The sequence below is a fragment of the Tardiphaga sp. P4_G1 genome, assembly GCF_056401215.1.
This window is the reverse complement of the sequence record NZ_JBFUJU010000001.1, coordinates 279,173-301,821: the sequence shown is the minus strand read 5'-3', so window position 1 is coordinate 301,821 and position 22,649 is coordinate 279,173. Positions and strand designations below refer to the sequence as shown.

The window sequence follows — 22,649 nt, the reverse complement described above, 5'->3', positions numbered from 1 at the left end:
TGCACGCGTAAAGTAGTCCGCGAGGGAAAAATCCGTCAAACACCGCTTTAGATGCTGAATGCCCCGTAGGTGGGACTGGTCAGAGCGCGGTTAGCTCGATCACTATTCGTTGCTTCGGCGGGGCCCAACGCGATCATCTGCAGATACTTTAGCTTAAGCACCAGTCCGTGCCCAACTCCATATTGCGGCTTACCGCTCGAATGCCCCATCAGTTCGTCCGTCAGTTCGTCCGGGCATTCTAGCGCACGCAGCCGATCCTTGAAGCTGTGACGGAACGAATAGACCGAATGGCGCGGCGACGGCTTCATGCCATGCTTCTTCATGTGCTTATTCACCGCCGCCGAAAAACTGTCCTCGTTGTCAAAGTAGCGCCCGAAGCCCTTCGGAAAGCGCCGCATCGCTTCGAGAGCAATGCCGACCAGCGGAATGTCCCGCTCCGACGATTCCGTTTTCAGTACGCGGCCGTCGGGCACTACCCGGATATAGGGGATATTAGCATCGAGCACGATATTCGCCGGCAGCAGGTTCAACACCTCGCAGGGTCGCGCGCCGGTATTGATCAGGATGTGCACTGCGGCCGTCGCCTGGTCGTTCAGCGCGTCGAAGCCGCCCGGCCGCAGGATCGTGTTGACGATGAACGCCGTCTCGAACGGCTTGCGTTGCCCGCGCTCACCCCCGCTGAGACGCAGGCCAGCGAACAGGCTCTCCTTGTCCAGGCGATGCCGCTGGCTGACGGTTCGAACCATGCGCTGAATATGAGTGATGTTCTTGTTTGCGGTGCCGATGGCAACTTGACGCTTCACGGCGCGGGCCTGCCAGTAATCGCGATACTTGAGAGCATCGTCGCGGGTCATTTCTTGCAGGGCCTTATCGGTCACCACCTCGATCAGGATCTCGATGGCGCGCTCTTTGCCGGCCTTCCATTTCTTGAGCTGCTTCGGTGAATAGTTCATCCGCTCGGTTGCCGTGGCCGCCTCGAATTCGGCGAACAGGGTCGAAAGCTTGATAAGCGGCTCAGTGACACCACCGAGCACGGCCGCGCGCGTCGCGGGATCATGCAGCCGGTCGCCCTCGGCCAGGGTTTCGATGCGTCGCTTCAGCTCGGCCGGCGCTTCCAATGCCACGGCCGCAGCGGGGCGATATGAAAGGTCGAGGATCCGCGCCCGCCGAATCGCTTCGGCGTGGTCCGTAGCCGCTCTGCCAGCTTCACCGGCGGCGCACTTCTGCCAGTAGGCTTCGAGGTCCAGATTCATCCGATCGGCGATCAGGGAGGCCCGCCGTCCATGCCTGTCTCGAGCAATGCGCACCTTTGTGGAAAGCTTCACGATGCCGCGTTTGTCACAACTTGAAAACTCTTCCGGCACCCGGCGCACGAAGTGCCAAGTCCCATTGCGCTTAGTTAGATGCTCGCCCATCCCTGCCCCATGTTGGACGTTTTGTTGGACGTTTTTGTCGACGAAGACCCAAAAAATGTCAAACAATTCGCGCTTTTATTCGTTAATTCAAGATGTTATGCACAACCTCGCTGGCACTGCTAGGGAGCGCCATTCGCGCACTGCCCTGGGTCAGGCCACGTTATTGCCACCCGAGCCTTATTTTCGTTGAACTTGGCCGCGAACCTCCCGAAATTCACGCGTTCTGGATGGTTTTGTCGCGGATTGGAACGATCACACGCCATAGGACTTCGAGCTTCATGGTCGAAATCATGCCGAGCGCTTCCCAGCACAGTTACGCGTCCGAACCCAGTCACACCTGGCGCATTAGCCAGCAGCCGATCATGGTTGCGGCTGCGGCCCTGTTTCTGGTCGTGATCGGCATCGGCGGCATATTCACGTGGCGCAGCTACAGCGGCGCAACGCCGGAGCCGGAGCGGCTCACCGCATCGCGCCTGCAACAGGCCCGTGTGGCGCAAGCGTCCGAACAGCTGATCGAAAAGACCAAGGGCATCGAGGCCACCCAGCAACAGTCCATCGACCAACTCCAGGTCGTGCAGGATCAGTTGCAGACTATGCAGCGTCTGATGACGGCGCAGCAGAACGAAGCGCGCAAGCTCAACGAACAGGTCGGTGCTCTCACCTCCACGCTCGACACTCTCCGGCAGTCTTTTGCCAGCACCTCGGCAACTGACGACAAGCCTGCCGCGCGTGAGCAGCCGCGCCGCTCACGCTCCCGCGCCGCGGCAAGCAAGGGCCGTCAGAAGATGAAGATCGTTGTGCAGCGCAAGCGCCCCGGGGCGCGCGGCTAAGCCATCCCGCGCGATTGCTCCCGAGCACACGTGAACTGCTTGTGCTCTCCACAGCACCGCGCCTAGTCTGTCTGGCCGAACGCAATCTGCACTGCTCAAGGTGCGAGATCATGCGATACCGGCAGGGAGCGAGACATGAAGCATGACGGCGGCGATCACCTTCACGCGCACGACAGCGCGATGACCGAGAAATACGGCAGCACTACACTGGCAACACTCCGCAAGATCTACGGCAAATTTTTCGCAGCCGGGCATCCCGACACGCTCACGCTCAGCGAAGTGCTGCCGAAGCTCAACGACACGTCGCTCAGTCAGCTCCGCCGCGATCACGACACCGGACATCTCAAGAAGAAGATCTCGAAGGCGGCGTGATGCGACGCGTTGGCGCTGTGGCTAGAACGCCTTGCGCAGCAACAACACGGTAAGGACGATCACGACGACCGGCGCTCCCAATGTCACCGGGAGCAACCATGGACTGTCGGCGTCGATGAGTGTGCCGGGGATGACGCCGATCAAGGCGTGATCGACGATCCAGACCATTGCCGATACGATACTGGCGGTTTCGAACTTCAGACGCGGCATGCCGGTAATGCCCGCGACGCTGGTGACCAGCGCGCGCGCCGGCCCGATATGATAACCGACCATGATCGCCGCGATGCCGTAGCGCTCGAATAGCCCACGCACCCGCGCCACCAGTTGCTGACGCGATTGGAGCATCCGCATCTCCAGCAGCCTCGGCCCGCACCGTTTGCCGAGCTCATAGGACACGCTCATGCCGAGCACCGCACCGCCGATGGCCCAGAGGACGAAAGTCCAGGATACCACGCCGGCGCCGATCAGCACGCCGGTCGCCGTCACGATGGCCGCAGCCGGAACGACAAAACTGGAGCCGACCAGACATCCGAAGAAGGCGATGACGAAGCCAAGCGGTCCAGCCCAATCGGCTTGCGCCGCGATCAGCGCCGAGATTTTCTGAATGATGTCCATCAGGGAGGAGATTCCGAACCGGCGCGCTGTGTTTCGTCCATCACCAGCAATGAAACAAAACCGCGGTCGAAGAAACCGTTTCCTCGCCGCCGCGCAAACTGCCTGAAGCGAACGCCCTCTATCCCATTGCTCCAACGACGCGCCGATCGGCGCACGGATGGACACAAGATCGAGGGACACACGATGACATTCACCACCGCCAAGCTCGCCGCCGCCACCGTTCTTGCATTCGGCATGCTGACCACCGTCTGCCACGCCTACAGCGCCGAACAGGAACAGCTTTGCACGGGCGATGCGATGCGACTGTGCAGTTCGGAAATCCCGGATGTCGATCGCGTCACGGCTTGCATGATCCGCAACAAGTCTCAGCTAAGCGATGGCTGCAAGTCGGTCTTTGCGCCTGCCTCGGCCTATCAGCCGGCATCGCTACGGACCACGAAGCCGGTCAATCTGGTGCCGGCCCGGATTCGCTGACGCCTAGCGCCGGCGCGCCACGGCGACGCCGAGCAGAAAAGCAACCAGCAGCGACCCCAGCGGCGCTTCACGCGCAACATTGGCCAGGATGCTCAAGGGCATGCCTGGCTTCTTGCCGGACTCGATGGCACCGCCGATGCGGTGCGCGGTCTCGGTCACCGCCTCTTTCACATCCGTGATCGTTTCTGTGATTGTCGACCTGGCCTCAGGCACGGGCTCGACGCCTTCGTAGATGTAGGGGGGTGTCTTTGCGTCGTCGGCCATGGTCATTTCCCGTGCAGTATGAGCTGTGTCAGCCCAATCGACCGAACACTGATTGGTTCCGGCCGTGGCCCGGGCCCGCTCGCTTCTCTTTTGTCGCAGGCGGCTCCCGCAAGAGTCACTCTTTCCGGTCTGCCCGGCCGTCTATAATTAAGTTCCATGAACCTGCTCGAATCGCTCCCCACCGTGATCGGTATCGCCGCCGTGGCACCAGCTCTGCTGTTGCTGTGGCTGGTGATTGCTGCCGATGAACGGCCGGGGCCGCCCGGGTTGGTCTGGGCGTCATTCCTGCTGGGGGCCGCCAGCATCTCCCTGCTCGGCTATGCCCGCGCGCTGTTCGCGGCAATTCCGGGTCTTACGGACAACCCGACCCTGGCCATGGTGCTCCACGCTGTGTTTGGTGTCGCCGCGCCGGAGGAGATCGTGAAGATCTTCGTCATCATCGCGGTGTCCACCCAGCGCGCCCGGACGGCCGATCCAATGGACACGGTGGTTTATGGCGCCGCCGCCGGCCTCGGCTTCGCCGCCTACGAGAATCTCGTCTATCTCCTGCAATATCCCGAGATGTGGCGGACGCTCGCGGTGCTGCGCAGCGTACTGACCGTGCCGTTTCACGGCGCGCTCGGCGTCATCGCCGGCGCCTATATCGCCATCACCCGCTCCGGCCGCGCGCTCGGCGCCCATCGCCGCGACGGCTGGGCCTTCATTCGCACGCCCATGCTCATTGTTCTCGCGCCAGTGACGCTGCATGCCTGTTTCGATCTTCCTTTGCTGACGCTGCAGCGACATCCGGAAATCGTCGGCGTGATGCGCCGCGTGCTGGAGGCCGCCGGCGTGGTGATCGGCTTCGGCACGATTGCGCTGGCGGCGCGGCTGGTCCGGCGGATCGGCGCGCATCATGCGCCACATACCGAGGTGTCACGCGAGCGGCTCAGCCAGTTGCGCGGCATGTGGGCGCTGCTGGTCGCCGGCGGCGGCGCGGGCTTTGCCGGCACAGCCTTTTTGCTGACCTCGATTCATCACTGGTTTACGAACCCGGCGCGCAACGTCACCATGGTGCTGATCCCACTCGGTCTGGCATCCATCGCCATCGGCGCCGTGCTGCTGGTGCTGACGACGACAGCCTATATTCTCGGGCGTAACCGCATGCGCACGGCCGCGCCAGCCATGACCGCGCAGTCGTAACGTTCAAGACCTCACGCGACATTCGAGCTATTCCCGATCAACAAACTTGCACGCTTCCGCGTGTGAGCGGATAAATGCAAGCTACGGCCAGCATGCTGCCGGCCCGATCAGGACATTGCCGCCATGACCATGCCGCCCAACCTCGCCGAGCTGCAATCGAAGATGAGCGACGCCGTGCGCGCGCATTGGAAGGCATTTCTAATCGAGGGCATCGTGCTGGTGATCCTCGGCTTCGCCGCGATGATCGTGCCGCAGGTGGCCAGCATCGCCGTCACCGTCATGCTGGGCTGGATGTTCTTCATCTCGGGCGTCGCCGCGCTGCTGATGACCTTCTGGGCGCGTCAGACGCCGGGCTTCATCTGGTCGCTGATTTCAGCAATCCTCGGCATCGGCGCCGGCATCATTCTGCTTACGCGCCCGGCCGAAAGCACGCTGACACTGACATTCGTGGTTGGCGTCTATTTCCTCGCCGAGGGCGTAGCGACCATCATGTACGCGCTCCAGCATCGCAAGGAATTGTCGGAGCGCTGGAGCTGGATGGCCTTCTCCGGCCTGATGGATATCGTGATCGCCTTCATCATCATCTCGGGCCTGCCCGGCACGGCAGCCTGGGCCATCGGCTTGATGGTCGGCATCAATCTGGTGATCGGCGGCGCTTCGCTGATCGGCTTGGCGATGGCCGCCCGCAAGAAGGCCTGACCCCGCCAACTGTCTGCAGGGACTCAGCAGCCCTTGCAGATATTCTTGATCATACGATCAAGTTCGCGATCCTGCGCGTCGATGCGGGACGGATCGTTCTTGCCGGTCTCCGGTGGGAGATCGCCCGGGCGCGGCTGGCGATGGCCGACGGGAGCCTCTGGCAGAGCACCGCCGCTGTTGGTCTGTGTGGTCGGCTGCGAGCGCAGGCCCTTGGGTGGCAGGTTGCGGGACGAATCCTGCGCCAGAGCCAGCGAATGGCCGAGAACGAACAGGCCTGCCGTCATCACGAACAATGTTTTCATTTTTTGTCTCCGACACCAGGTGGCGCGTGTAAGCCGATCGCTACGGCTTCGGTGGATAGATATGAACGTCGCCGCAGTAATCCACAACACGATAGACCGATTCCGCAGAAGCTTCACCGTCAGGCTTGAGGCTGATTGAAGAATTCTCAGACAAATATTCGGGACCGATCGGCGCCTTGCCATAACCGCCGGGAATATCGAGCACATAATCCGGCTGGCACAATCCGGAAACATTGCCTCGAATGGCGCGCATTAAGGCCTGTCCCTCCGCGATGCTGGTGCGCAAATGTGCGGTGCCAGGCGCGAGGTCGCCGTGATGCAGATAATAGGGCTTGATGCGGCACTCGACGAAACCGCGCATCAGTGCCGTCAGCGTCGCGGCATCGTCATTGACGCCGCGCAGCAGCACGGACTGGCTGACCATGGGAATGCCGGCATCTACCATCAGCGCGCACGACGCACGTGCAGCATCCGTCAGCTCACGCGGATGATTGGCATGCAGGGCCACCCAAGTACTTGCACCCGTGACTTTCAATGCATCCACCATTTCCGCACTCACGCGGCCGGGATCGGCCACGGGGACCCGCGTATGCAATCGAATGATCTTCACATGCGGGATATCAGCGAGATCCGCCATGATTTCGCTCAATCGCCGCGGCGACAGCATCAGGGGATCGCCGCCGGTGAGGATTACCTCCCAGATCTCGTCATGGCTGCGGATATAATCCAGCGCCGCTGAATAGGCGTCGGGTGACAGCGCGGTCTCCTTGCCCGGCCCCACCATCTCGCGGCGGAAACAGAACCGGCAATACACCGCGCAGACATGTACCAGCTTGAACAGCACACGGTCGGGATAGCGATGCACGATGCCGTCGATGGGCGCGTGGGCGTGATCACCGATCGGATCAGCGTTCTCTTCGGGCTGCGCGTTCAGTTCATCCACACTCGGAATGTACTGGCGCGCGATCGGATCGTCGGGATCGCTGCTGTCGATCAGTGCGGCTACGGCCGGCGTCACCGCGACTGCATAACGCGCGGCGACTTTCTCCAGATCGGCCAGCGTCGAGGCTGGCGCGAGACCGTTTTCGATGAGGTCGCTGGCTTGCCGCAGGGTCGTCGCAACTTTCACGTGACTGTTCATGACGCACCTGCCGGCGGCGTCCACACCACCTGATCGATCCGCGTCGCGCCCGAGGCCAGCATCACCAGCCGGTCGAAGCCGAGTGCTACGCCGGATGCTGCCGGCATTGCCGCCACGGCTTCAAGAAACTCCTCATCGAGCGGATAGCGCTCGCCATAGCGACGCTCTTTTTCGTCCATCGCTTCCGTGAAGCGTCGGCGCTGCTCATCGGCATCGGTCAGCTCGCCGAAGCCATTGGCCAGTTCAACACCGCAGGCATAGACCTCGAAGCGTTCGGCCACGCGTCGGTCACCTTCTTTGGTGCGCGCCAATGCCGCTTCCGGCGACGGGTATTCAAACAGCGCGGTCATCCGTCCCTGCCCGAGATGCGGCTCGACATGTTCGACGAGAATCTTGCTGAAAATATCCGACCAGGTATCGTCATCGCTGATCCGTACCTTGCCAGTTGCAGCAGCCGCCAGCTTAGCGCGATCGCCCTCGGAGCCATCGATGCTTGCAAGCAGATCGATATCCGCAAAGCGTGTGAACGCTGCTGCCACGGTCAACATCTCCGGCTCGGCAAACGGATCGGCAACCTGACCGCGAAACGTGAACTGCTTGATGCCTGTTGCCTGCGCCGCGCATGCAATGATCGCCACGCAATCGACGATCACAGCCTCATAGCTCTCCTCGGCACGGTACCATTCGAGCATCGTGAATTCAGGCAGGTGCTTGTCGCCGCGCTCGCGGTCGCGAAACACCCGGGCGAATTCGAAGATTTTCGTCTCCCCCGCCGCCAGCAGCTTCTTGCAGGCGAATTCCGGCGATGTTCGTAAATACCGCGAGAACCGCTCGCCGTCGCGGTCGATCAATGTCGTCTTTGGCGTATGCAGATGGGTTTCATTGCCCGGCGAGACCTGCAGGACGCCAGTCTCGACCTCCATGAAGCCCTGAGCCTCGAACCACGTCCGGATACCCTTCGTGATCGCTCCCCGCGCCAGCAGGAAGCCCCGGCGGTCCTGATGTCGCGCCGGGCTCCACCAGGGCGACGGACGGTCGGTTCCAGTCATCGGCAAACGGCCCTTTTGGGTTGCAAAACGCTGGCATCGCCGCGTGAAATCAGTATGTTGCCCCCCGAAACCGCTTCGCTGGCCACAGGACACACACGTCCGGATCGGTCCCGGGCCTGAAATCTAGGAAACATATCTGTGAAAGTCATCGCCAGTTCTATTCGCAAGGGCAACGTCATCGAGCAGGAAGGCAAGCTCTACGTGGTTCTGTCCGCGGAGAACATCCACCCCGGCAAGGGAACCCCGGTCAGCCAGATCGAAATGCGCCGAATCAGCGACGGTGTGAAGATCTCGGAGCGCTACAAGACCACTGACCAGGTGGAAAAGGCGACGATTGAAGACCAGAACTTCAATTACCTCTACAAGGATGCCGACGGCTTCCATTTCATGAACAACGACAATTACGACCAGGTTCAGGTGCAGAAGGACGTCATCGGCGATGCCGAGCCCTATCTGCAGGAGAACATGACCGTAAAGCTGTCGCTGCATGGTCTGGTTCCGGTGGCGATCCAGATGCCGCAGCGCGCGACCCTCGAAGTCGTCGATACCGAGCCGGTGACCAAAGGCCAGACCGCGTCGTCGTCCTACAAGCCTGCCATGCTGTCCAACGGCGTCCGCACCAACGTGCCCCCGCATGTTGGTACCGGCACACGCATCGTGGTGCTGATCGAGGACGGCTCGTACATCGAACGCGCCAAGGACTAAAGGATCCCGGCTGTCGCAAGACTGCCGCAAGTTTTTCGCAAGACCGCCGGACGCCCGAAAATGGCTTCCGGCGGTCTTTTTTATACATGATATCAATCCATTGATTGCGTTGACGCGCCGCGACGCATTGCCCCTGCCATGGCGCAAATCATGCGGCTACAGTGGCGCATGACCGCACGCGATTCCCTGATCGACCGACGCAGCCTGCTCCGCTCCGGCCTGGGTGCCGGCGCGCTGCTGGCCCTACCCGGGACCGCCTTTGCGGCGCCCGCGGGCTTCGACGCGTGGCGCGACGGCTTTCGTGCAAAGGCAATTGCCAAAGGCGTCTCCGACGCGACCTATTCGCGCGTGATGGGTCGTATCGAGCCGGACATGTCCGTGTTCACCAAGATGCAGAAGCAGCCGGAATTTCACGAGCAGCTCTGGCAATACATCAATCGCCGCGCCTCCGACTGGCGCATCGCCGCCGGCAAGGACGCGCTGCGCAAGTATGACGGCGTGTTCGACCGCATCGAGCGCGACTTCGGCGTCGAGCGCGGCACATTGCTGGCGCTGTGGGGCGTCGAGTCCGCCTATGGCGATCCCATCGTGCAGCAGAACCATATGCGTCCGGTGTTTCCATCACTCGCAGCGCTCGCATGGAACGAACCGCGCCGCCGCGCCTATTGGGAAACCGAACTGATCAACGCATTGAAGATCGTCGACAAGGGCTGGGGCACGCCGGACGAAATGCGCGGCTCATGGGCTGGCGCGATGGGTCATACGCAGTGGATGCCCGAGGTCTGGCTCAATGTCGGCATCGACTATGACCGCGACGGCCGCGTCTCGCCGTTCGGCAAGCCCGATGATGCACTCGGCTCCAGCGCACGCTTCCTCGTCAATCGCGGCAAATATCCGCGCGGCGAGCACTGGGGCTATGAGGTCCGTGCGAACGGCGCGTCATCATCGGATAGCAATCGCAGTTTTGCCGCATGGTCCGCTGCAGGGGTCACGCGTGCCGACGGCCAGCCTTTCCCGCAGCCGAATGCCAATGCCAAACTCTGGGTACCCGTGCAAGGCGGGCCGGCCTTCCTGCTCGGTCAGGGCTTCTACGCCGTGCGCAGCTACAATCCGTCGATGAACTACGCGCTGGCAATCTGCCATCTCGGCGATCGCATTCTCGGCGCACCGCCTTTCATCCAACCATTCCCCGGTTCGGAACGCGCGCTGACCCTTGCCGAAGTGCAGGAAGTGCAGACCCGCCTCACCCGCGCCGGTTTTGATACCGGCGGCACGGATGGCCGCGTCGGCAACGACACGATGAAAGCGGTGAAGGACTATCAAACGAAGATGGGTCTGCTGCCGGCGGATGGCTATGGCGGGCTGAAGGTGCTCGCGCGGTTGCGGCAAGGCGGCTGAGCCGCTCCGTCAAATCCCCGCCATCCGCTGCGGATCGACGTAACGATCATAGTCTTCACCCGAGAGCAGTCCGAGTGCGATCGCAGCTTCGCGCGGTGTGATGGACTCGTCCAGCGCCTTGGCTGTGATGAGCGCGACCTTGTCGTAGCCGATCACCGGATTGAGCGCTGTCGCGAGCAGCGGCGCGTTGGCGACATTCGCGGCGAGCTGTCGCCGATCGACGTCGAGATCGCGGATCAATCGGGACGTAAAGACATCAATGCCATCGGCGAGGATGCGGATCGACTGCAAGACGTTGTAAATGATGACCGGCTTGGCAACGTTGAGCTCGAAATTGCCGGATGCGCTGGCTGCGGTGACGACGGCGTTGTTGCCCGTCACCTGAAAACAGACCTGCACAAGCATCTCAGCGATCGTCGGGTTGCGTTTGCCAGGCATGATCGACGATGTCAGCCCGTCATGCGGGATGACAAGCTCACCGAACCCGCAGCGCGGACCCGAACCGAGGAAGCGCACGTCGTTCGCGATCTTCAGCAGCGTGACGGCAAGGCCATTGAGCGCGCCGGACACTTCGACAAGCGCGTCATGCGCGCCCATGCCTTCGAACTTGCTCGGGTTCGGGACGAACGTAACGCCGGTCAGTGCGTTCAGGTGCTCGCAAAAGGCGCTGTCGAATCCCTTTGGCGCATTGAGCCCCGAGCCGACGGCCGTGCCGCCCTGGGGCAGCATCAGCAGGCGCGGGAAGACGGCTTCGATGCGGTCGATCGCATGGCCGATCTGGCGGGCGAAGGCATCGAATGCCTGCCCCATGGTCATCGGCACGGCATCCATCAGATGCGTGCGTCCGATCTTCACGACGTCGGAGAACGCGTCCGCCTTGGCGCGAAGATCATCGCGTAGCGTCTTTAAGGCCGGGAGCAAGCGCCCGCGCAACTCCAGCGCCGTTGCCACATGCATCACGGTCGGAAAGCTGTCGTTCGATGACTGTGAGCAATTAACGTGATCGTTGGGATGAACGGGCGATTTGGTCCCGAGCGGCTGGCCCAGCAATTCATTGGCGCGGTTCGCGATCACCTCGTTGGCGTTCATGTTGGTCTGGGTGCCGGAGCCCGTCTGCCAGATCGGCAACGGGAAATGTTCGTCGAAACGGCCCTGCTGAAGTTCCAGTGCCGCTGTTTCGATCGGCGCCGCGATCTCCGGCGCGATCGTCCCGAGTTGCAGATTGGCGCGAACGGCCGCGATCTTCTGCAGGGCGAATGCACGGATCAGCGCGACCGGGAAACGCTCATCGCTAACCTGGAAGACCTCAAGCGCGCGTTGGGTCTGCGCGCCCCAATAGCGATCCTTCGGCACCGCGATGGTGCCGAAGGAGTCATGTTCCGTGCGGACGTCACTCACGAGTCTGGCTCACTGCGCGCCGACAACGCCCGCTGCCTTGATGATCGGCGTCCATTTGTCGATCTCGGATTTCAGGTGCGCGGCCAGCGCATCGGGCGTCGCCCGTTCCGGCGCCACCGGCTGCACGCCGAGCCCGGCAAGCCGGCTCTTCACGGTCTCGTCCTTCAGCGCCACGTTCAGTGCGGCAACGAGTTTGTCGATGATCGGCTTGGGTGTGCCCTTCGGCGCGAACAGGCCGTACCAGACGGTGTAGGTAAAGCCCGGCAGACCGGCTTCGGCTGTCGTGGGCAGTTTTGGCAGAGCCGGCGCCTTCTCGGTGCTGGTGACGGCGTAGCCCTTGATCGTGCCGCCGTCGACATTGCCGACCACGTTGACGATCTGGTCGCACATGACGTCGACCTGCCCGCTCATCATGTCGTTCATCGCCGGACCAGCGCCGCGATAGGCGATCTGGGTCGGCTGCGTACCGGTCGCTGCATTGAGCAGCAGGCCGCACAGATGCGAAGCCGAGCCGATGCCGGCATGCGCGTAGTTCACTTTCTCCTTGTTCGTCTTCATCCAGGCGATGAGCTCGGCGAGATTGGCGGCCGGGAGATCCTTGCGTGCCACGAACACTGACGGCAGATCGACAGCGAGACCGATCGGCTCGTAGTCTTTGATCGGATCGTATTTCAGCTTGGGATACAGCGCCGGATTGGTCGCGTGGCTGATATGGATCAGCAGCAGATTGTAGCCGTCCGGCGGCGAGGCAGCGACCTTGGCGCTGCCGATGGAGCCGCCGGCACCCGTCGTGTTCTCGACGATGACCTGCTGCTTCAGCGGGCCGCTCATGCCCTGCGCCAGCAGCCGCGCGATGGTGTCGCCAGGGCCACCTGCCGAATACGGCATGTTCATGGTGATGGTACGGGTCGGATAGTCCTGCGCCAGGCTTGGGCCGGCCAGCAGTGCACCGGCGAGCACGAATGTGGTCGTCAAAATGTTCTTCGTCATCGAAATTCCTCCCCTGTTATGTGTGTTGTTTCAGTGTCCGCTCATGCTCAGCACGCGATCGACCATCGGACCGCAGAGGCCGAGATAGTTGGCCGGGTCGCAGTGACGACGGATGGCATCCTTGCCGCCAAGCGCTTCGGTAATTTCCGGAACCTCGGCGAGGATATCCGCAAGCTGTCCGCCGCCTTCGATCGCCTTGCGGCAGGCGTCGTAGACGACGTCATGCGCATGCTGACGGCCGAGTTTCGGCGCCGCTGCCATCATCACCGCTTCGGCGACGATAAGGCCGCGTGTCAGATCCAGATTCTCCAGCATGCGCTTTTCGTGAACCACGAGTCCGGCCAGCATGAATTTGGCATTTGCCAGCGACGAGGCAGTGAGCAGGAAGCTCTCCGGCAACGACACCCATTCGAGGTGCCACGGCCCGGTTGCACGTTCCAGGTCATGGATCATACCGTCGAGCATGGTCGCGACGTGCTGGCGCACCGCCTTGGCAGCGGCGAGCATCAGTTCGCTTGAAATCGCGTTACGCTTTTGCGGCATCGTCGATGACGCGCCGCGACCGGGCACGAAAGGCTCAGACACTTCGCCGAATTCGGACGATGACAACAGCATCACGTCGGTGGCGATCTTGCCGAGCGTACCGGTGATCAGACCGAGCAGCGTGACCGCTTCGGCGATGCCGTCGCGGGCGACATGCCAGGTGATCGAGGGCTGATGCAGGCCGAGCTCCTCGCAGAACAGCTTCTGCATCTCCAGGCCGCCCTCGCCCACGGACGCGAGCGTCCCCGCGGCGCCGGAGAACTCGCCGAGCAGGATGCGCGGCAGTGCCTGATCGACGCGTTCGATGTGGCGATCGATAGAAGACAGCCAGACGGCTGCCTTGTAGCCGAAGGTCACCGGCAGGGCCTGCTGCAGATGGGTGCGCCCAGCCATCGGCGTGTCGCGATATTTGCGGGCCATCGCGCTCAGAATGTCGCGGACCTCGCGCAGATCGCGTGCAACAATCTCAAGCGCTGCGCGTATCTGCAGGACGTTGGCGGTGTCCATGATGTCCTGGGTGGTCGCGCCCCAGTGAACATAGCGGCCCGCCTCTCCGGCAGCTCCAGAGAGCTGATGAACCAGCGGCAGGATCGGGTAGCCGACGATTTCGGTCTCAGCGCGGAGCTTGTCGAAATCGATCCGGATGGATTTGGCGGCGGCCTCGATGGCCTGCGCGGCTTCCTTTGGCACGACGCCGAGACGGGCCTGGGCGCGGGCCAGCGCGACTTCGGCCTCGATGTAGCGGCCGACCAGGGCTCCGTCGGCGAAGACCGCCCGCATTTCCGCGGTGCCGAACATGTCCCGAAACAGGACCGAATCGAAAACCGTGCTGCCCATACCGCTTCCTCTTATTATGTTCGTACATATTAAATTGTCCGAACATAAACCGTGTGTCAATCTCCTTCCTTGACGAGATGGTCGCCAATCAGGCTTCCATCTTGCGATCAGGGACTTAGGGGTCGAGAGACGACGGTGGAAAAGCGTTACGCGTTCGTGGCCCGAGCACTGACCGAGGCCATCGCAGACGGACGGCATCCGGTCGGGTCAGTGCTGCCGACAGAATTCGAGCTGGCGGACCAGTTCGCCGTGAGCCGATCAACCGTGCGCGCGGCGATGCAGGAGCTGCAGGCGTCAGGTCTTGTCAGCCGAAAACGTAATGCGGGCACGCGCGTCGAGGCGGCCTCTCCGGCCAAGGGCGGTGATGGCTTTACGCAGGCACTCAATACGATCGAGGCGGTGCAGCAGTTCGGCACCGAGACCGAACGACACGTGCAGCGTGTCACCGACATCGTCGCGGACAGTGAGCTTGCCAGCCAGCTCGGATGCCGGCCCGGCCGCCGCTGGTTGTGCATCTCAAGTCTGCGCACGATTCCTGGCGACGTTACAGAGACGCCGATCTGCTGGACGGACGTGTATATCGATGGTGCCTTCGCCGACGAAGTGCGCGCGAAGATGGGCGGGCATCACGAAATCTTCGGCACGCTCGTCGAGAAAATCTCGGGACGACGGTTCGTTGAGATCCGTCAGGACATCTCTGCGGTTGGCGTGTCGGACGCGATGGCGGAACCACTGAAGGCAATGACAGGCGCGCATGCGCTGTCGATTCGGCGGCAGTATCTGTTCGCGTCAAACGAGCTGGCCGAAGTCTCGCTCAGTATTCATCCGGCGGACCGGTATCGATATTCGACAAGGCTGCTCCGCCGGCAAGACACAAATGGATGAGTGCACCGGTCAAGCCGGGAGACGACAGGTTGAGAGCGGTGAGACTACCTGATCATCTTCGGCCCGGGATCCGGCGCCGCCACGTCGATCACGCGCATCTGCACGCGCTCGGCACCCTGCCAGCGATCGACGGTCAGCGAGCCCGCCACATGGACCGGCTGACCGCGCAGCTCCTGCAACGCGTTGCCGAGTTTCTGCCCCACTGAACGAAACGCGATACCGTTGACCATGGCGCCGTCCGACGCCTTGAAGCGCAGCCGCAGATGCGCCTGCCCAACTTCATCGACATAAACGAGCTGATGCGCCGGCAGCGCAATCACCGGCTCGGGATTGGCCTGCCCGAACGGCCCGGCGCGATTGAGCGTATTCACGAGATCCGTCGTCACACCGCGCGCAGTGATAGCGCCATCGATGAAGAGTTCTTTCTCGTTGCGGGACTTGCCGACATCCGCAGCCAGCGCGCTTTCGATATAGGCGCGGAATTCGCCGAGCCGTTCCTTGCGTAGCGTGATGCCCGCGGCCATGGCGTGGCCGCCACCTTTCATCAGAAGCCCATCGGCAACAGCTTGCCGCACGGCTTTGCCGAGATCGACGCCGGAGATCGAGCGGCCAGACCCCGTGCCAATTCCGCCAGGCTCCAGCGCGATGGCAAAAGCCGGACGCGCAAATTTCTCCTTGAGCCGCGAGGCGACCAGACCGACGACGCCGGGATGCCAGCCTTCAGACGCGGTCACGACTACGGAGCCTTTGTCTTCGAGCCCCAGTGACGCCAGAGCCTCGGCCTCGGCTTGCGCTTCCGCGGCCTGTTCGATCACGCGTCGTTCGATGTTCAGCCGATCGAGTTCGGCAGCGATCTTCGCAGCCTCGGAAATATCGCCTTCGAGCAGTAGCCGCACGCCCAAATCGGCACGCCCGATCCGGCCGCCGGCATTGATGCGCGGTCCCAGCATGAAACCGAGATGCCACGCTTCCGGCGGACCGTTCAAACGCGCCACATCCATCAGTGCGGTGTGCCCGATGTGATCGCGGCGTCGCAATGCGATGAGACCCTTGGCGACGAAGGCGCGGTTCAGGCCGATCAGCGGCGCTACGTCGGCCACGGTGCCCAAGGCCACATGATGCAGCATGCCCAGAAGATCCGGCTCCGGCATCTCCGCGGTCCAGAAGCCGCGCTTGCGCAATTCGCGATTGACCGCGACCAGCGTGATCAGCACGAGGCCCACGGCAGCGAGATGACCGAGACCGGAAATATCGTCGAGCCGATTGGGATTCACGACGGCATCGACGTCAGGCAATTCCTCGCCGGTCTGATGGTGATCGATGACAACCACAGACATGCCGAGCTTCTTGGCCTCGGCCAGCGGCTCAAAACTGGTCGTGCCGCAATCCACGGTGACGAGCAGCGTGGCGCCCTTGCCGGCCAGCGTCCTGATGGCATCCACATTGGGGCCATAGCCCTCGAAGATGCGATCGGGAATGTGGATCTGCGGATCGAGTCCGCAATGCCTGAGATGCCAGGCCAGCAGCGCCGACGACGTCGCGCCGTCGACGTCGTAGTCGCCGAAGATCGCCACCTTCTCCCGGCCCTGCGCGGCATCCGCGATGCGCTTCGCCGCCGCTTCCATCTGCGTGATGGTGAACGGGTCCGGCATCAGCTTGCGGATTGTGGGATCGAGAAAGTCTTCGACCGCGTCGAGTTCGATATTGCGGCCGGCGATGACGCGCGCCAGCATTTCCGGCAATTGGAAACGCTGCACCATGGCCAGCGCCCGCGCCGCCCCGCGCTGGTCCACCCGGTCGCGCCAGATCCGCCCGGTGGCGGATTCGGTGACGCCGAGAAAGGCCTGCTGGGATTCGACGGGAATGATGGTCGGTGGCGTCATGGGATCAGCAATAGGCCGCGCAGCCGCTTTCGGCAAATCTCAGGCCGTCAGCAGCCCATCCGCTTCGCCAGATCATTGAAATCATCGGCCACCACGTCCCACGGGCCCTCGGCCTTGAAATCGCGGTTCTGGTGCGGGCCATATTCAGTGACGCGCGGCACGAAGGCGGTCTTGAGGCCAAGTTTGTGCGCGGCATCGAGATCACTGTTATGGGCAGCCACCATCATGACTTCCGCAGGCTTCAAATTGAGCAGTGCGGCGGCGCCGAGATAGGCCTGCGGATCGGGCTTGTAGTGTTCGAACAGTTCCGCGCTCATGATCAGGTCCCATGGCAGGCCGGCGAATTTCGCCATGTTGGTCAGCAGCGCGACATTGCCGTTCGACAACGGGCTGATGACGTATTTGGTCTTCAAGCGCGTCAGACCGCTGACCGAATCCGTCCACGGATGCAGCCGGTGCCAGCCGAGTGTCATGTGATGCAGATCATTGTCCGAGAGCCCGTTGATGCCGAACTTGGCGACCAGCACGTCGAGCGACTGCCGATGCAGCGTGTCGAGTTTCACGAAGCCCCGTTCCGGATGATGGCGCACCACATCCATCGAGGGCATATAGGCCTGCCGCCAGGCATCGACGAGCGCGGTCCAGTCAGCCGTGATGCCGCGCGCTTTGCCGAACGCGGTACAGTCAGCAATCAGGCTGGAACGCCAGTCAACCACGGTGCCGAACACGTCGAACACCAGAGCCTTGACGTTATCGGTCTCGCTCATGGCCTCATCCCCATTTTGTTTTCTTGGTTTTTAGTTCGATTAATCCGAGCGCATGTTGGCGCGCTCGGATTGCCTTTGATCAGAGTATCTTCCGGTACTGCATAAATCCGGAATTGTCCGCGACCTGATCGTAGAGAATCCTGGCCTGCGCATTCTCGTTCTGGGTCAACCAATGCACGCGGCTGCAGCCGTCAGCCTTGGCCTTTGCATAAACCGCTTCGATCAGAGCGCGGCCGACGCCAAGTCCCCGCGCGCCGTTGTCGACGAACAGGTCCTGCAGGTAGCAGTAGTTACCCGGCGTCCAGGATGAGCGGTGATACAGGAACTGCACGATGCCGGTGAGCTTGCCGTCCACATAGGCACCGAGCAGAAACATCTGCTCGTTGGCGTCGTGGAAACGCTTCCACGCGGTATCGGTCGCGATCTGTGGCAGCGTCGCCTTGTAGAAGGTCAGATAGCCCTGCCACAGCGGCTCCCAGGCAGCCCGTTCATCGGGGCCGACCGGGCGGATGTCAACATTCGCCTTCGCCATGTGACCGAACTCAATCCAGGTGGAATTTTTCGAGCTGGCGATGCTCGCCTTTGATGATGCGCACGGTGCCGGTCACCGAACGCATCACGATGGTCTCGGTCTCAATGACGTCGCCGCGGAACTTAACGCCCGACAGCAATGCGCCGTCGGTAACACCGGTGGCGGCAAACAGGCAGTCGCCCTTCGCCATGTCCTCGATGCCATAGATCATCTTCGGATCGGTGACACCCATCTTCAGCGCACGCTCGCGCTTCTCGTCGGTATCGAGGATCAATCGGGTCTGCATCTGGCCGCCGATGCAGCGCAGTGCTGCAGCTGCCAGCACGCCTTCCGGTGCGCCGCCAATGCCAAGATAGATGTCGATGCCAGATTTGGCGGGATCGGTGGTGTGGATGACGCCGGCGACGTCGCCGTCCGGAATGAGACGCAGCGCCGCCCCGGTCGAGCGGATCGCTGCGATCAGTGCTTCGTGCCGCGGCCGCTCAAGCACGAGGGCGGTGATCGCCGACACCGGCACACCCTTGGCCTTGGCGAGGCGCCTGATGTTCTCTTCCGGCGATGCGTCGATGTCGATCACGTTCTTGGCGTAGCCCGGACCAATCGCGATCTTGTCCATATAGACGTCGGGCGCGTGCAGCAGCGTGCCGCCGTCGGCCATCGCCATGGTGGCGATCGAGCCCGGCATGTCCTTGGCACACAGTGTCGTGCCTTCGAGCGGATCGACGGCAATATCGACCTTCGGGCCGGCATTGATGCCGACCTTTTCGCCGATATAGAGCATCGGCGCTTCGTCGCGCTCGCCCTCGCCGATCACGATGGTGCCATCGATCGGCATCTTGTTGAGCTCGCGGCGCATCGCATCGACCGCTGCCTGATCCGCCGCCTTCTCCTGCCCATGACCACGCAGCCGCGCAGCCGACACTGCCGCGCGCTCGGTCACGCGAACGATCTCCAGCGTCAGAATACGCTCGAGCAGTTGCTGCGGCGGGACGGTAATATGGGTCGACATGGGCGGGCTCCTTCTACGGTGGGACGAATGTCCCCGTACAACTCTCAACGCGTGGATTTAGTTCTTCTCGATCCGGATAACCTGCGGCTTGCCCGATATCACCTTGTCGCTCTGCACGGCCTGCAGGGCCCGGCGCATCGCGTCCTCGGTAGTGGCGTAGGTGATCAGGATAACAGGCACCGGTGACGATTTCGTGCTCTTGCCGACCGGCTCGATGCCGCCATTCGGATGGCGCTGCACGATCGACTCCAGCGAGATCTTCTGTTCGGCCAGACGCGTTGCGATACGCGCGGCGGTGCCGGCGAGATCCCGCGCCATCAGGCGGATGTAATAGCCACCTTCGTGGCGTTCCATCGGCGCCTTGGTGGTGGTCTTGAGCTTCTCGACCGGCCGCCCGAACGGCAGCGCGCGCACATTGCGTGCGACATCGGCGATATCGGCAAGAACCGCAGACGCCGTCGCGGCGCCGCCAGCGCCGGGACCGACCAGCGTAATCGGCGCAATGCCTGCGCCATCAACCGTGACGGCGTTAGTGACGCCCATGACCTGCGCAATGGAGGACGACAGCGGCACCATGGTTGGATGCACGCGCTGTTCGATGCCAGTCGCGGTGCGCATGGCAACGCCCAGCAGCTTCACGCGATAGCCGAGCTCTGCAGCAGCGCGCAGATCTTCAGCGGCGATGGACGAAATGCCCTCGACCGAAACAGCGCTCTGCGCGACCTTGGTCCCGAATGCGAGGCTGGCGAGAATGGCCAGCTTCTGCGCGGTGTCGTGGCCATCGACGTCGAAGGACGGCTCGGCCTCGGCGTAGCCAAGCCGCTGCGCGTCTTTAAGGCATTCCTCGAAGGACAAGCCCTCCAACTCCATCCGGGACAGGATGTAGTTGCAGGTGCCGTTGAGAATACCGTAGACGCGATTGATATCGGTGCCGACTAGACCTTCGCGGATGGTCTTGATGATCGGAATGGCGCCAGCGACGGCGGCCTCGTAGTTCAGCGCGCCGCCGTGCTTCTCGGCCGATGCGGCTAGCTTCAGGCCATGCTTGGCGATCAGTGCCTTGTTCGCGGTCACGACCGACTTGCCGGCGCGCAGCGCCGCCTCGATCGACGACAGCGCGGGATCGCCAACGCCGCCCATCAGTTCGACGAAGCACTCGACATCGGGATGCTGCGCAACCGCGAGCGGATCCTTCATCCAGTCGATGCCGCGCAGATCGACGCCGCGCTTCTTGGTCTTGGACCGCGCGGTGACAGCAATTACCTTGACGCCACGACCGCAGCGCGCGGCCAAAATTGAGTTCTGCTGTTCGATGAGACGGACGACTTCGGCACCAACGGTGCCGAGTCCCGCGATACCCACTTTGAGGGGTGCGACCATTAAGCTTCAGACCTGTCGGAATTCTTGTTGAGCGATGACCGGTCCGAAAACCGGTTGCCGGTTTTCGGGGATCACGCCTATCGCCGGTTGGCGAGAGGAACCACGTTGTGCAACGTTTCGAGACCGCTTTCAAGGAAGCGGCGAATGCCGCGGGCAGCCTGGCGAATGCGCTGTTCGTTCTCGACCATCGCGATGCGGACGTAACCTTCGCCATGCTCGCCGAAGGCGACGCCGGGAGATACCACCACGCCGGACTTTTCGACGAGAAGCGTTGCAAACTGCATGCTGCCGACCTCGCGGAATTTCTCCGGCAGCGGCGCCCAGGCGAACATCGAGGCCGAGGGCGGCGGAATGTCCCAGCCGGCGCGGCCGAAGGATTCCACCATCGCGTCGCGGCGCTTGCGATAGGTGTCACGCATCTCGCGGATGCAGTCGTCCGGGCCGTTCAGCGCAGCAGTGGCCGCGACCTGCACGGGCGTGAACGCGCCGTAGTCGAGATAGGATTTCACCCGCGTCAGCGCGGCGATGATACGCTCGTTGCCGACCGCAAAGCCCATGCGCCAGCCGGCCATGGAGAAGGTCTTCGACATCGAGGTGAATTCGACGGTCACGTCCATCGCGCCCGGTACCTGCAGCACCGAGGGCGGCGGGTTCTTGTCGTCGAAATAGACCTCGGCGTAAGCGAGATCCGAGAGGATGTAGATCTCGTGTTTCTTCGCGAAGGCCACGAGGTCCTTGTAGAAATCGAGGCTCGCCACTTGCGCCGTTGGGTTCGACGGATAGCAGACGATCAGCGCGATCGGCTTCGGAATCGAATGGATGATGGCGCGCTCGACAGCAGCGAAGAAGTCCGGCGTCGGCTCGGACGGCACCGAGCGGATCACGCCGCCAGCCATCAGGAAGCCGAAGGCATGGATCGGGTAGCTCGGATTCGGGCACAGCACGACATCGCCAGGCGCGGTGATCGCCTGAGCGACGTTGGCGAAGCCTTCCTTGGAGCCCAGCGTCGCCACCACCTGGGTGTCAGGATTGAGCTTCACGCCAAAGCGGCGCTCGTAATAGCCGGCCTGGGCCTTGCGCAGGCCAGTGATGCCCTTCGAAGCCGAATAGCGGTCTGTGCGCGGCTTGCCCAGGGTCTCCTTGAGCTTCTCGATCACATGCGGCGGGGTCGCCAGATCCGGATTGCCCATGCCGAGGTCGATGATATCGGCGCCAGCGTTTCGCGCGGCGGCCTTGGCCCGGTTGACCTGTTCGAACACATAGGGCGGCAATCGGCGGATGCGGTAGAATTCTTCCATGGGATCGGGCTCCAGAACCGCTTCATCATGCGGTTGAATCGCTTCTTTTTATCACGGAAGCCCGGTGACACCAGTCACGACGGGCAGTTTTGACTATTTGGCCGCCGGTTTGGGCGGCAGCACGACGGCCTGGCGATCGCGGGCGGCAGTCAGTTCGGCCTGCATCTTGGCCTGATCCGCCGGCGCCATGGCGGTGCCTTCGCGGGTGGTCGGCAGATCATGAACCGGCAGATAGGTGCCCACCTCGGCCGGACGCGCCGGAGCGCCCGCCGGCGTCCCCACCATGGGCATGTCGGCGATGGTCGAGGCGCAGCCGCCCAGAGGCAAGCCAAGCCCCAGCACCAGCAAGGCGGCCGCTGTCGCCGCCCGCCCGCTGCGACCACCAATTGCCCTGAATGTGCCTCTACGCGTCACGCCACAACCCTACATCGCATTAGAATCGATTTCATCCCTATCGCAGCGCACCATTCAACCAATCTGGTCACAAACGATTAATGCCGGGAGAAGATGCTAAAGGCTTGGATCTTCAATATGACGGAAGCAAGACCCAAAGCCGAATACATGACGCGGTGCAGCACATCGAATCCTGCGGCAATCCGCGAACTGTGCCATCATCGATTTTGCGTGGCGACGTACCGTTGCCCGACTGGAATGAAGCTGTTGTTGCGCCATGACCGAAGT

At 62.5% G+C, this 22,649-nt stretch carries 24 protein-coding genes; 8 read left to right on the top strand and 16 right to left on the bottom strand.

Annotated features, from left to right (window positions below; all coding sequences use genetic code 11):
- Positions 1-47: 47 nt before the first annotated feature.
- Positions 48-1,481: a molecular chaperone gene (locus tag AC1DUY_RS01445; RefSeq protein WP_439063934.1), complete on the bottom strand. Its 1,434-nt coding sequence runs from the start codon at positions 1,479-1,481 to the stop codon at positions 48-50.
- A gap of 212 nt (positions 1,482-1,693) precedes the next feature.
- On the opposite strand from AC1DUY_RS01445, the gene AC1DUY_RS01440 reads away from it, so the two are divergent.
- Together AC1DUY_RS01440 and AC1DUY_RS01435 are read left to right on the top strand one after the other, a co-directional pair.
- Positions 1,694-2,245, top strand: a complete 552-nt coding sequence (locus AC1DUY_RS01440) for a hypothetical protein (protein WP_309946149.1) — start codon at positions 1,694-1,696, stop codon at positions 2,243-2,245.
- A gap of 135 nt (positions 2,246-2,380) precedes the next feature.
- Complete coding sequence (locus tag AC1DUY_RS01435; RefSeq protein WP_068736536.1) at positions 2,381-2,617, top strand: hypothetical protein; 237 nt, start codon at positions 2,381-2,383, stop codon at positions 2,615-2,617.
- Positions 2,618-2,638: 21 nt separating this feature from the next.
- On the opposite strand, the gene AC1DUY_RS01430 is transcribed toward AC1DUY_RS01435, so the two are convergent.
- Positions 2,639-3,232, bottom strand: a complete 594-nt coding sequence (locus tag AC1DUY_RS01430) for a DedA family protein (protein WP_478111807.1) — start codon at positions 3,230-3,232, stop codon at positions 2,639-2,641.
- Between the two features lie 183 nt (positions 3,233-3,415).
- Between AC1DUY_RS01430 and AC1DUY_RS01425 the strand changes: the two genes are divergently transcribed.
- On the top strand, positions 3,416-3,706 hold the full coding sequence (locus tag AC1DUY_RS01425) for a hypothetical protein (RefSeq protein WP_175368942.1): 291 nt from the start codon (positions 3,416-3,418) through the stop codon (positions 3,704-3,706).
- Positions 3,707-3,709: 3 nt separating this feature from the next.
- On the opposite strand, the gene AC1DUY_RS01420 is transcribed toward AC1DUY_RS01425, so the two are convergent.
- A complete protein-coding gene (locus AC1DUY_RS01420; protein WP_068736902.1) occupies positions 3,710-3,970 on the bottom strand; it encodes a hypothetical protein in 261 nt (86 codons plus the stop codon).
- A gap of 156 nt (positions 3,971-4,126) precedes the next feature.
- Here AC1DUY_RS01420 and AC1DUY_RS01415 point away from each other — a divergent pair, with 156 nt between their 5' ends.
- Positions 4,127-5,152: a PrsW family glutamic-type intramembrane protease gene (locus AC1DUY_RS01415; RefSeq protein ID WP_093758456.1), complete on the top strand. Its 1,026-nt coding sequence runs from the start codon at positions 4,127-4,129 to the stop codon at positions 5,150-5,152.
- Between the two features lie 123 nt (positions 5,153-5,275).
- On the top strand, positions 5,276-5,851 hold the full coding sequence (locus tag AC1DUY_RS01410) for an HdeD family acid-resistance protein (protein WP_089264182.1): 576 nt from the start codon (positions 5,276-5,278) through the stop codon (positions 5,849-5,851).
- Between the two features lie 23 nt (positions 5,852-5,874).
- Here AC1DUY_RS01410 and AC1DUY_RS01405 read toward each other — a convergent pair whose 3' ends face one another.
- Genes AC1DUY_RS01405 through epmA form a run of 3 tightly spaced genes read right to left on the bottom strand, consistent with a single transcriptional unit; the run spans position 5,875 to position 8,343 of the window.
- Positions 5,875-6,153 (bottom strand): hypothetical protein, encoded by a 279-nt coding sequence (locus AC1DUY_RS01405; protein WP_081422013.1) that lies wholly within the window; start codon positions 6,151-6,153, stop codon positions 5,875-5,877.
- Between the two features lie 40 nt (positions 6,154-6,193).
- The gene (locus AC1DUY_RS01400) at positions 6,194-7,294 is read right to left on the bottom strand and encodes a lysine-2,3-aminomutase-like protein (RefSeq protein ID WP_478111803.1); all 1,101 of its coding nucleotides are present in this window, start codon (positions 7,292-7,294) and stop codon (positions 6,194-6,196) included.
- Positions 7,291-8,343 (bottom strand): EF-P lysine aminoacylase EpmA, encoded by a 1,053-nt coding sequence (epmA, locus tag AC1DUY_RS01395; RefSeq protein WP_478111801.1) that lies wholly within the window; start codon positions 8,341-8,343, stop codon positions 7,291-7,293. Before epmA ends, AC1DUY_RS01400 begins: the two co-directional genes overlap by 4 nt.
- A gap of 138 nt (positions 8,344-8,481) precedes the next feature.
- Here epmA and efp point away from each other — a divergent pair, with 138 nt between their 5' ends.
- Positions 8,482-9,048, top strand: coding sequence for an elongation factor P (efp, locus tag AC1DUY_RS01390; protein ID WP_068736546.1), 567 nt, complete (start codon positions 8,482-8,484; stop codon positions 9,046-9,048).
- Positions 9,049-9,216: 168 nt separating this feature from the next.
- The gene (locus AC1DUY_RS01385) at positions 9,217-10,446 is read left to right on the top strand and encodes a lytic murein transglycosylase (RefSeq protein ID WP_478111799.1); all 1,230 of its coding nucleotides are present in this window, start codon (positions 9,217-9,219) and stop codon (positions 10,444-10,446) included.
- A 9-nt stretch (positions 10,447-10,455) separates the two neighbouring features.
- Here AC1DUY_RS01385 and AC1DUY_RS01380 read toward each other — a convergent pair whose 3' ends face one another.
- Genes AC1DUY_RS01380 through AC1DUY_RS01370 form a run of 3 tightly spaced genes read right to left on the bottom strand, consistent with a single transcriptional unit; the run spans position 10,456 to position 14,214 of the window.
- On the bottom strand, positions 10,456-11,844 hold the full coding sequence (locus tag AC1DUY_RS01380) for a class II fumarate hydratase (RefSeq protein WP_478111797.1): 1,389 nt from the start codon (positions 11,842-11,844) through the stop codon (positions 10,456-10,458).
- Positions 11,845-11,853: 9 nt separating this feature from the next.
- Positions 11,854-12,840, bottom strand: coding sequence for a tripartite tricarboxylate transporter substrate-binding protein (locus AC1DUY_RS01375; RefSeq protein WP_439084230.1), 987 nt, complete (start codon positions 12,838-12,840; stop codon positions 11,854-11,856).
- A 24-nt stretch (positions 12,841-12,864) separates the two neighbouring features.
- Positions 12,865-14,214, bottom strand: coding sequence for a class-II fumarase/aspartase family protein (locus AC1DUY_RS01370; RefSeq protein WP_478111795.1), 1,350 nt, complete (start codon positions 14,212-14,214; stop codon positions 12,865-12,867).
- A 135-nt stretch (positions 14,215-14,349) separates the two neighbouring features.
- Between AC1DUY_RS01370 and AC1DUY_RS01365 the strand changes: the two genes are divergently transcribed.
- The gene (locus AC1DUY_RS01365; protein ID WP_478111793.1) at positions 14,350-15,099 is read left to right on the top strand and encodes a GntR family transcriptional regulator; all 750 of its coding nucleotides are present in this window, start codon (positions 14,350-14,352) and stop codon (positions 15,097-15,099) included.
- A 44-nt stretch (positions 15,100-15,143) separates the two neighbouring features.
- Here the strand turns inward: AC1DUY_RS01365 and recJ are convergent, their stop codons facing one another.
- From recJ to AC1DUY_RS01330, 7 genes are all read right to left on the bottom strand, one after another.
- Positions 15,144-16,982 (bottom strand): single-stranded-DNA-specific exonuclease RecJ, encoded by a 1,839-nt coding sequence (gene recJ, locus AC1DUY_RS01360; RefSeq protein ID WP_478111791.1) that lies wholly within the window; start codon positions 16,980-16,982, stop codon positions 15,144-15,146.
- Between the two features lie 47 nt (positions 16,983-17,029).
- A complete protein-coding gene (locus AC1DUY_RS01355) occupies positions 17,030-17,749 on the bottom strand; it encodes a haloacid dehalogenase type II (RefSeq protein ID WP_439083406.1) in 720 nt (239 codons plus the stop codon).
- 79 nt (positions 17,750-17,828) lie between these two features.
- Entirely contained in the window at positions 17,829-18,281 is a 453-nt protein-coding gene (locus AC1DUY_RS01350; RefSeq protein ID WP_478111788.1) for a GNAT family N-acetyltransferase, read from the bottom strand.
- Between the two features lie 10 nt (positions 18,282-18,291).
- Positions 18,292-19,290 carry a class II fructose-bisphosphatase gene (gene glpX, locus AC1DUY_RS01345; protein WP_441229741.1) on the bottom strand — a complete coding sequence of 333 codons (999 nt, stop codon included), beginning with the start codon at positions 19,288-19,290 and terminating at the stop codon, positions 18,292-18,294.
- Positions 19,291-19,347: 57 nt separating this feature from the next.
- Positions 19,348-20,670 carry a homoserine dehydrogenase gene (locus tag AC1DUY_RS01340; RefSeq protein WP_120289462.1) on the bottom strand — a complete coding sequence of 441 codons (1,323 nt, stop codon included), beginning with the start codon at positions 20,668-20,670 and terminating at the stop codon, positions 19,348-19,350.
- Between the two features lie 77 nt (positions 20,671-20,747).
- The gene (locus tag AC1DUY_RS01335) at positions 20,748-21,968 is read right to left on the bottom strand and encodes an LL-diaminopimelate aminotransferase (RefSeq protein WP_089264170.1); all 1,221 of its coding nucleotides are present in this window, start codon (positions 21,966-21,968) and stop codon (positions 20,748-20,750) included.
- 93 nt (positions 21,969-22,061) lie between these two features.
- The gene (locus AC1DUY_RS01330; protein ID WP_441229742.1) at positions 22,062-22,382 is read right to left on the bottom strand and encodes a hypothetical protein; all 321 of its coding nucleotides are present in this window, start codon (positions 22,380-22,382) and stop codon (positions 22,062-22,064) included.
- Positions 22,383-22,649: the final 267 nt, after the last annotated feature.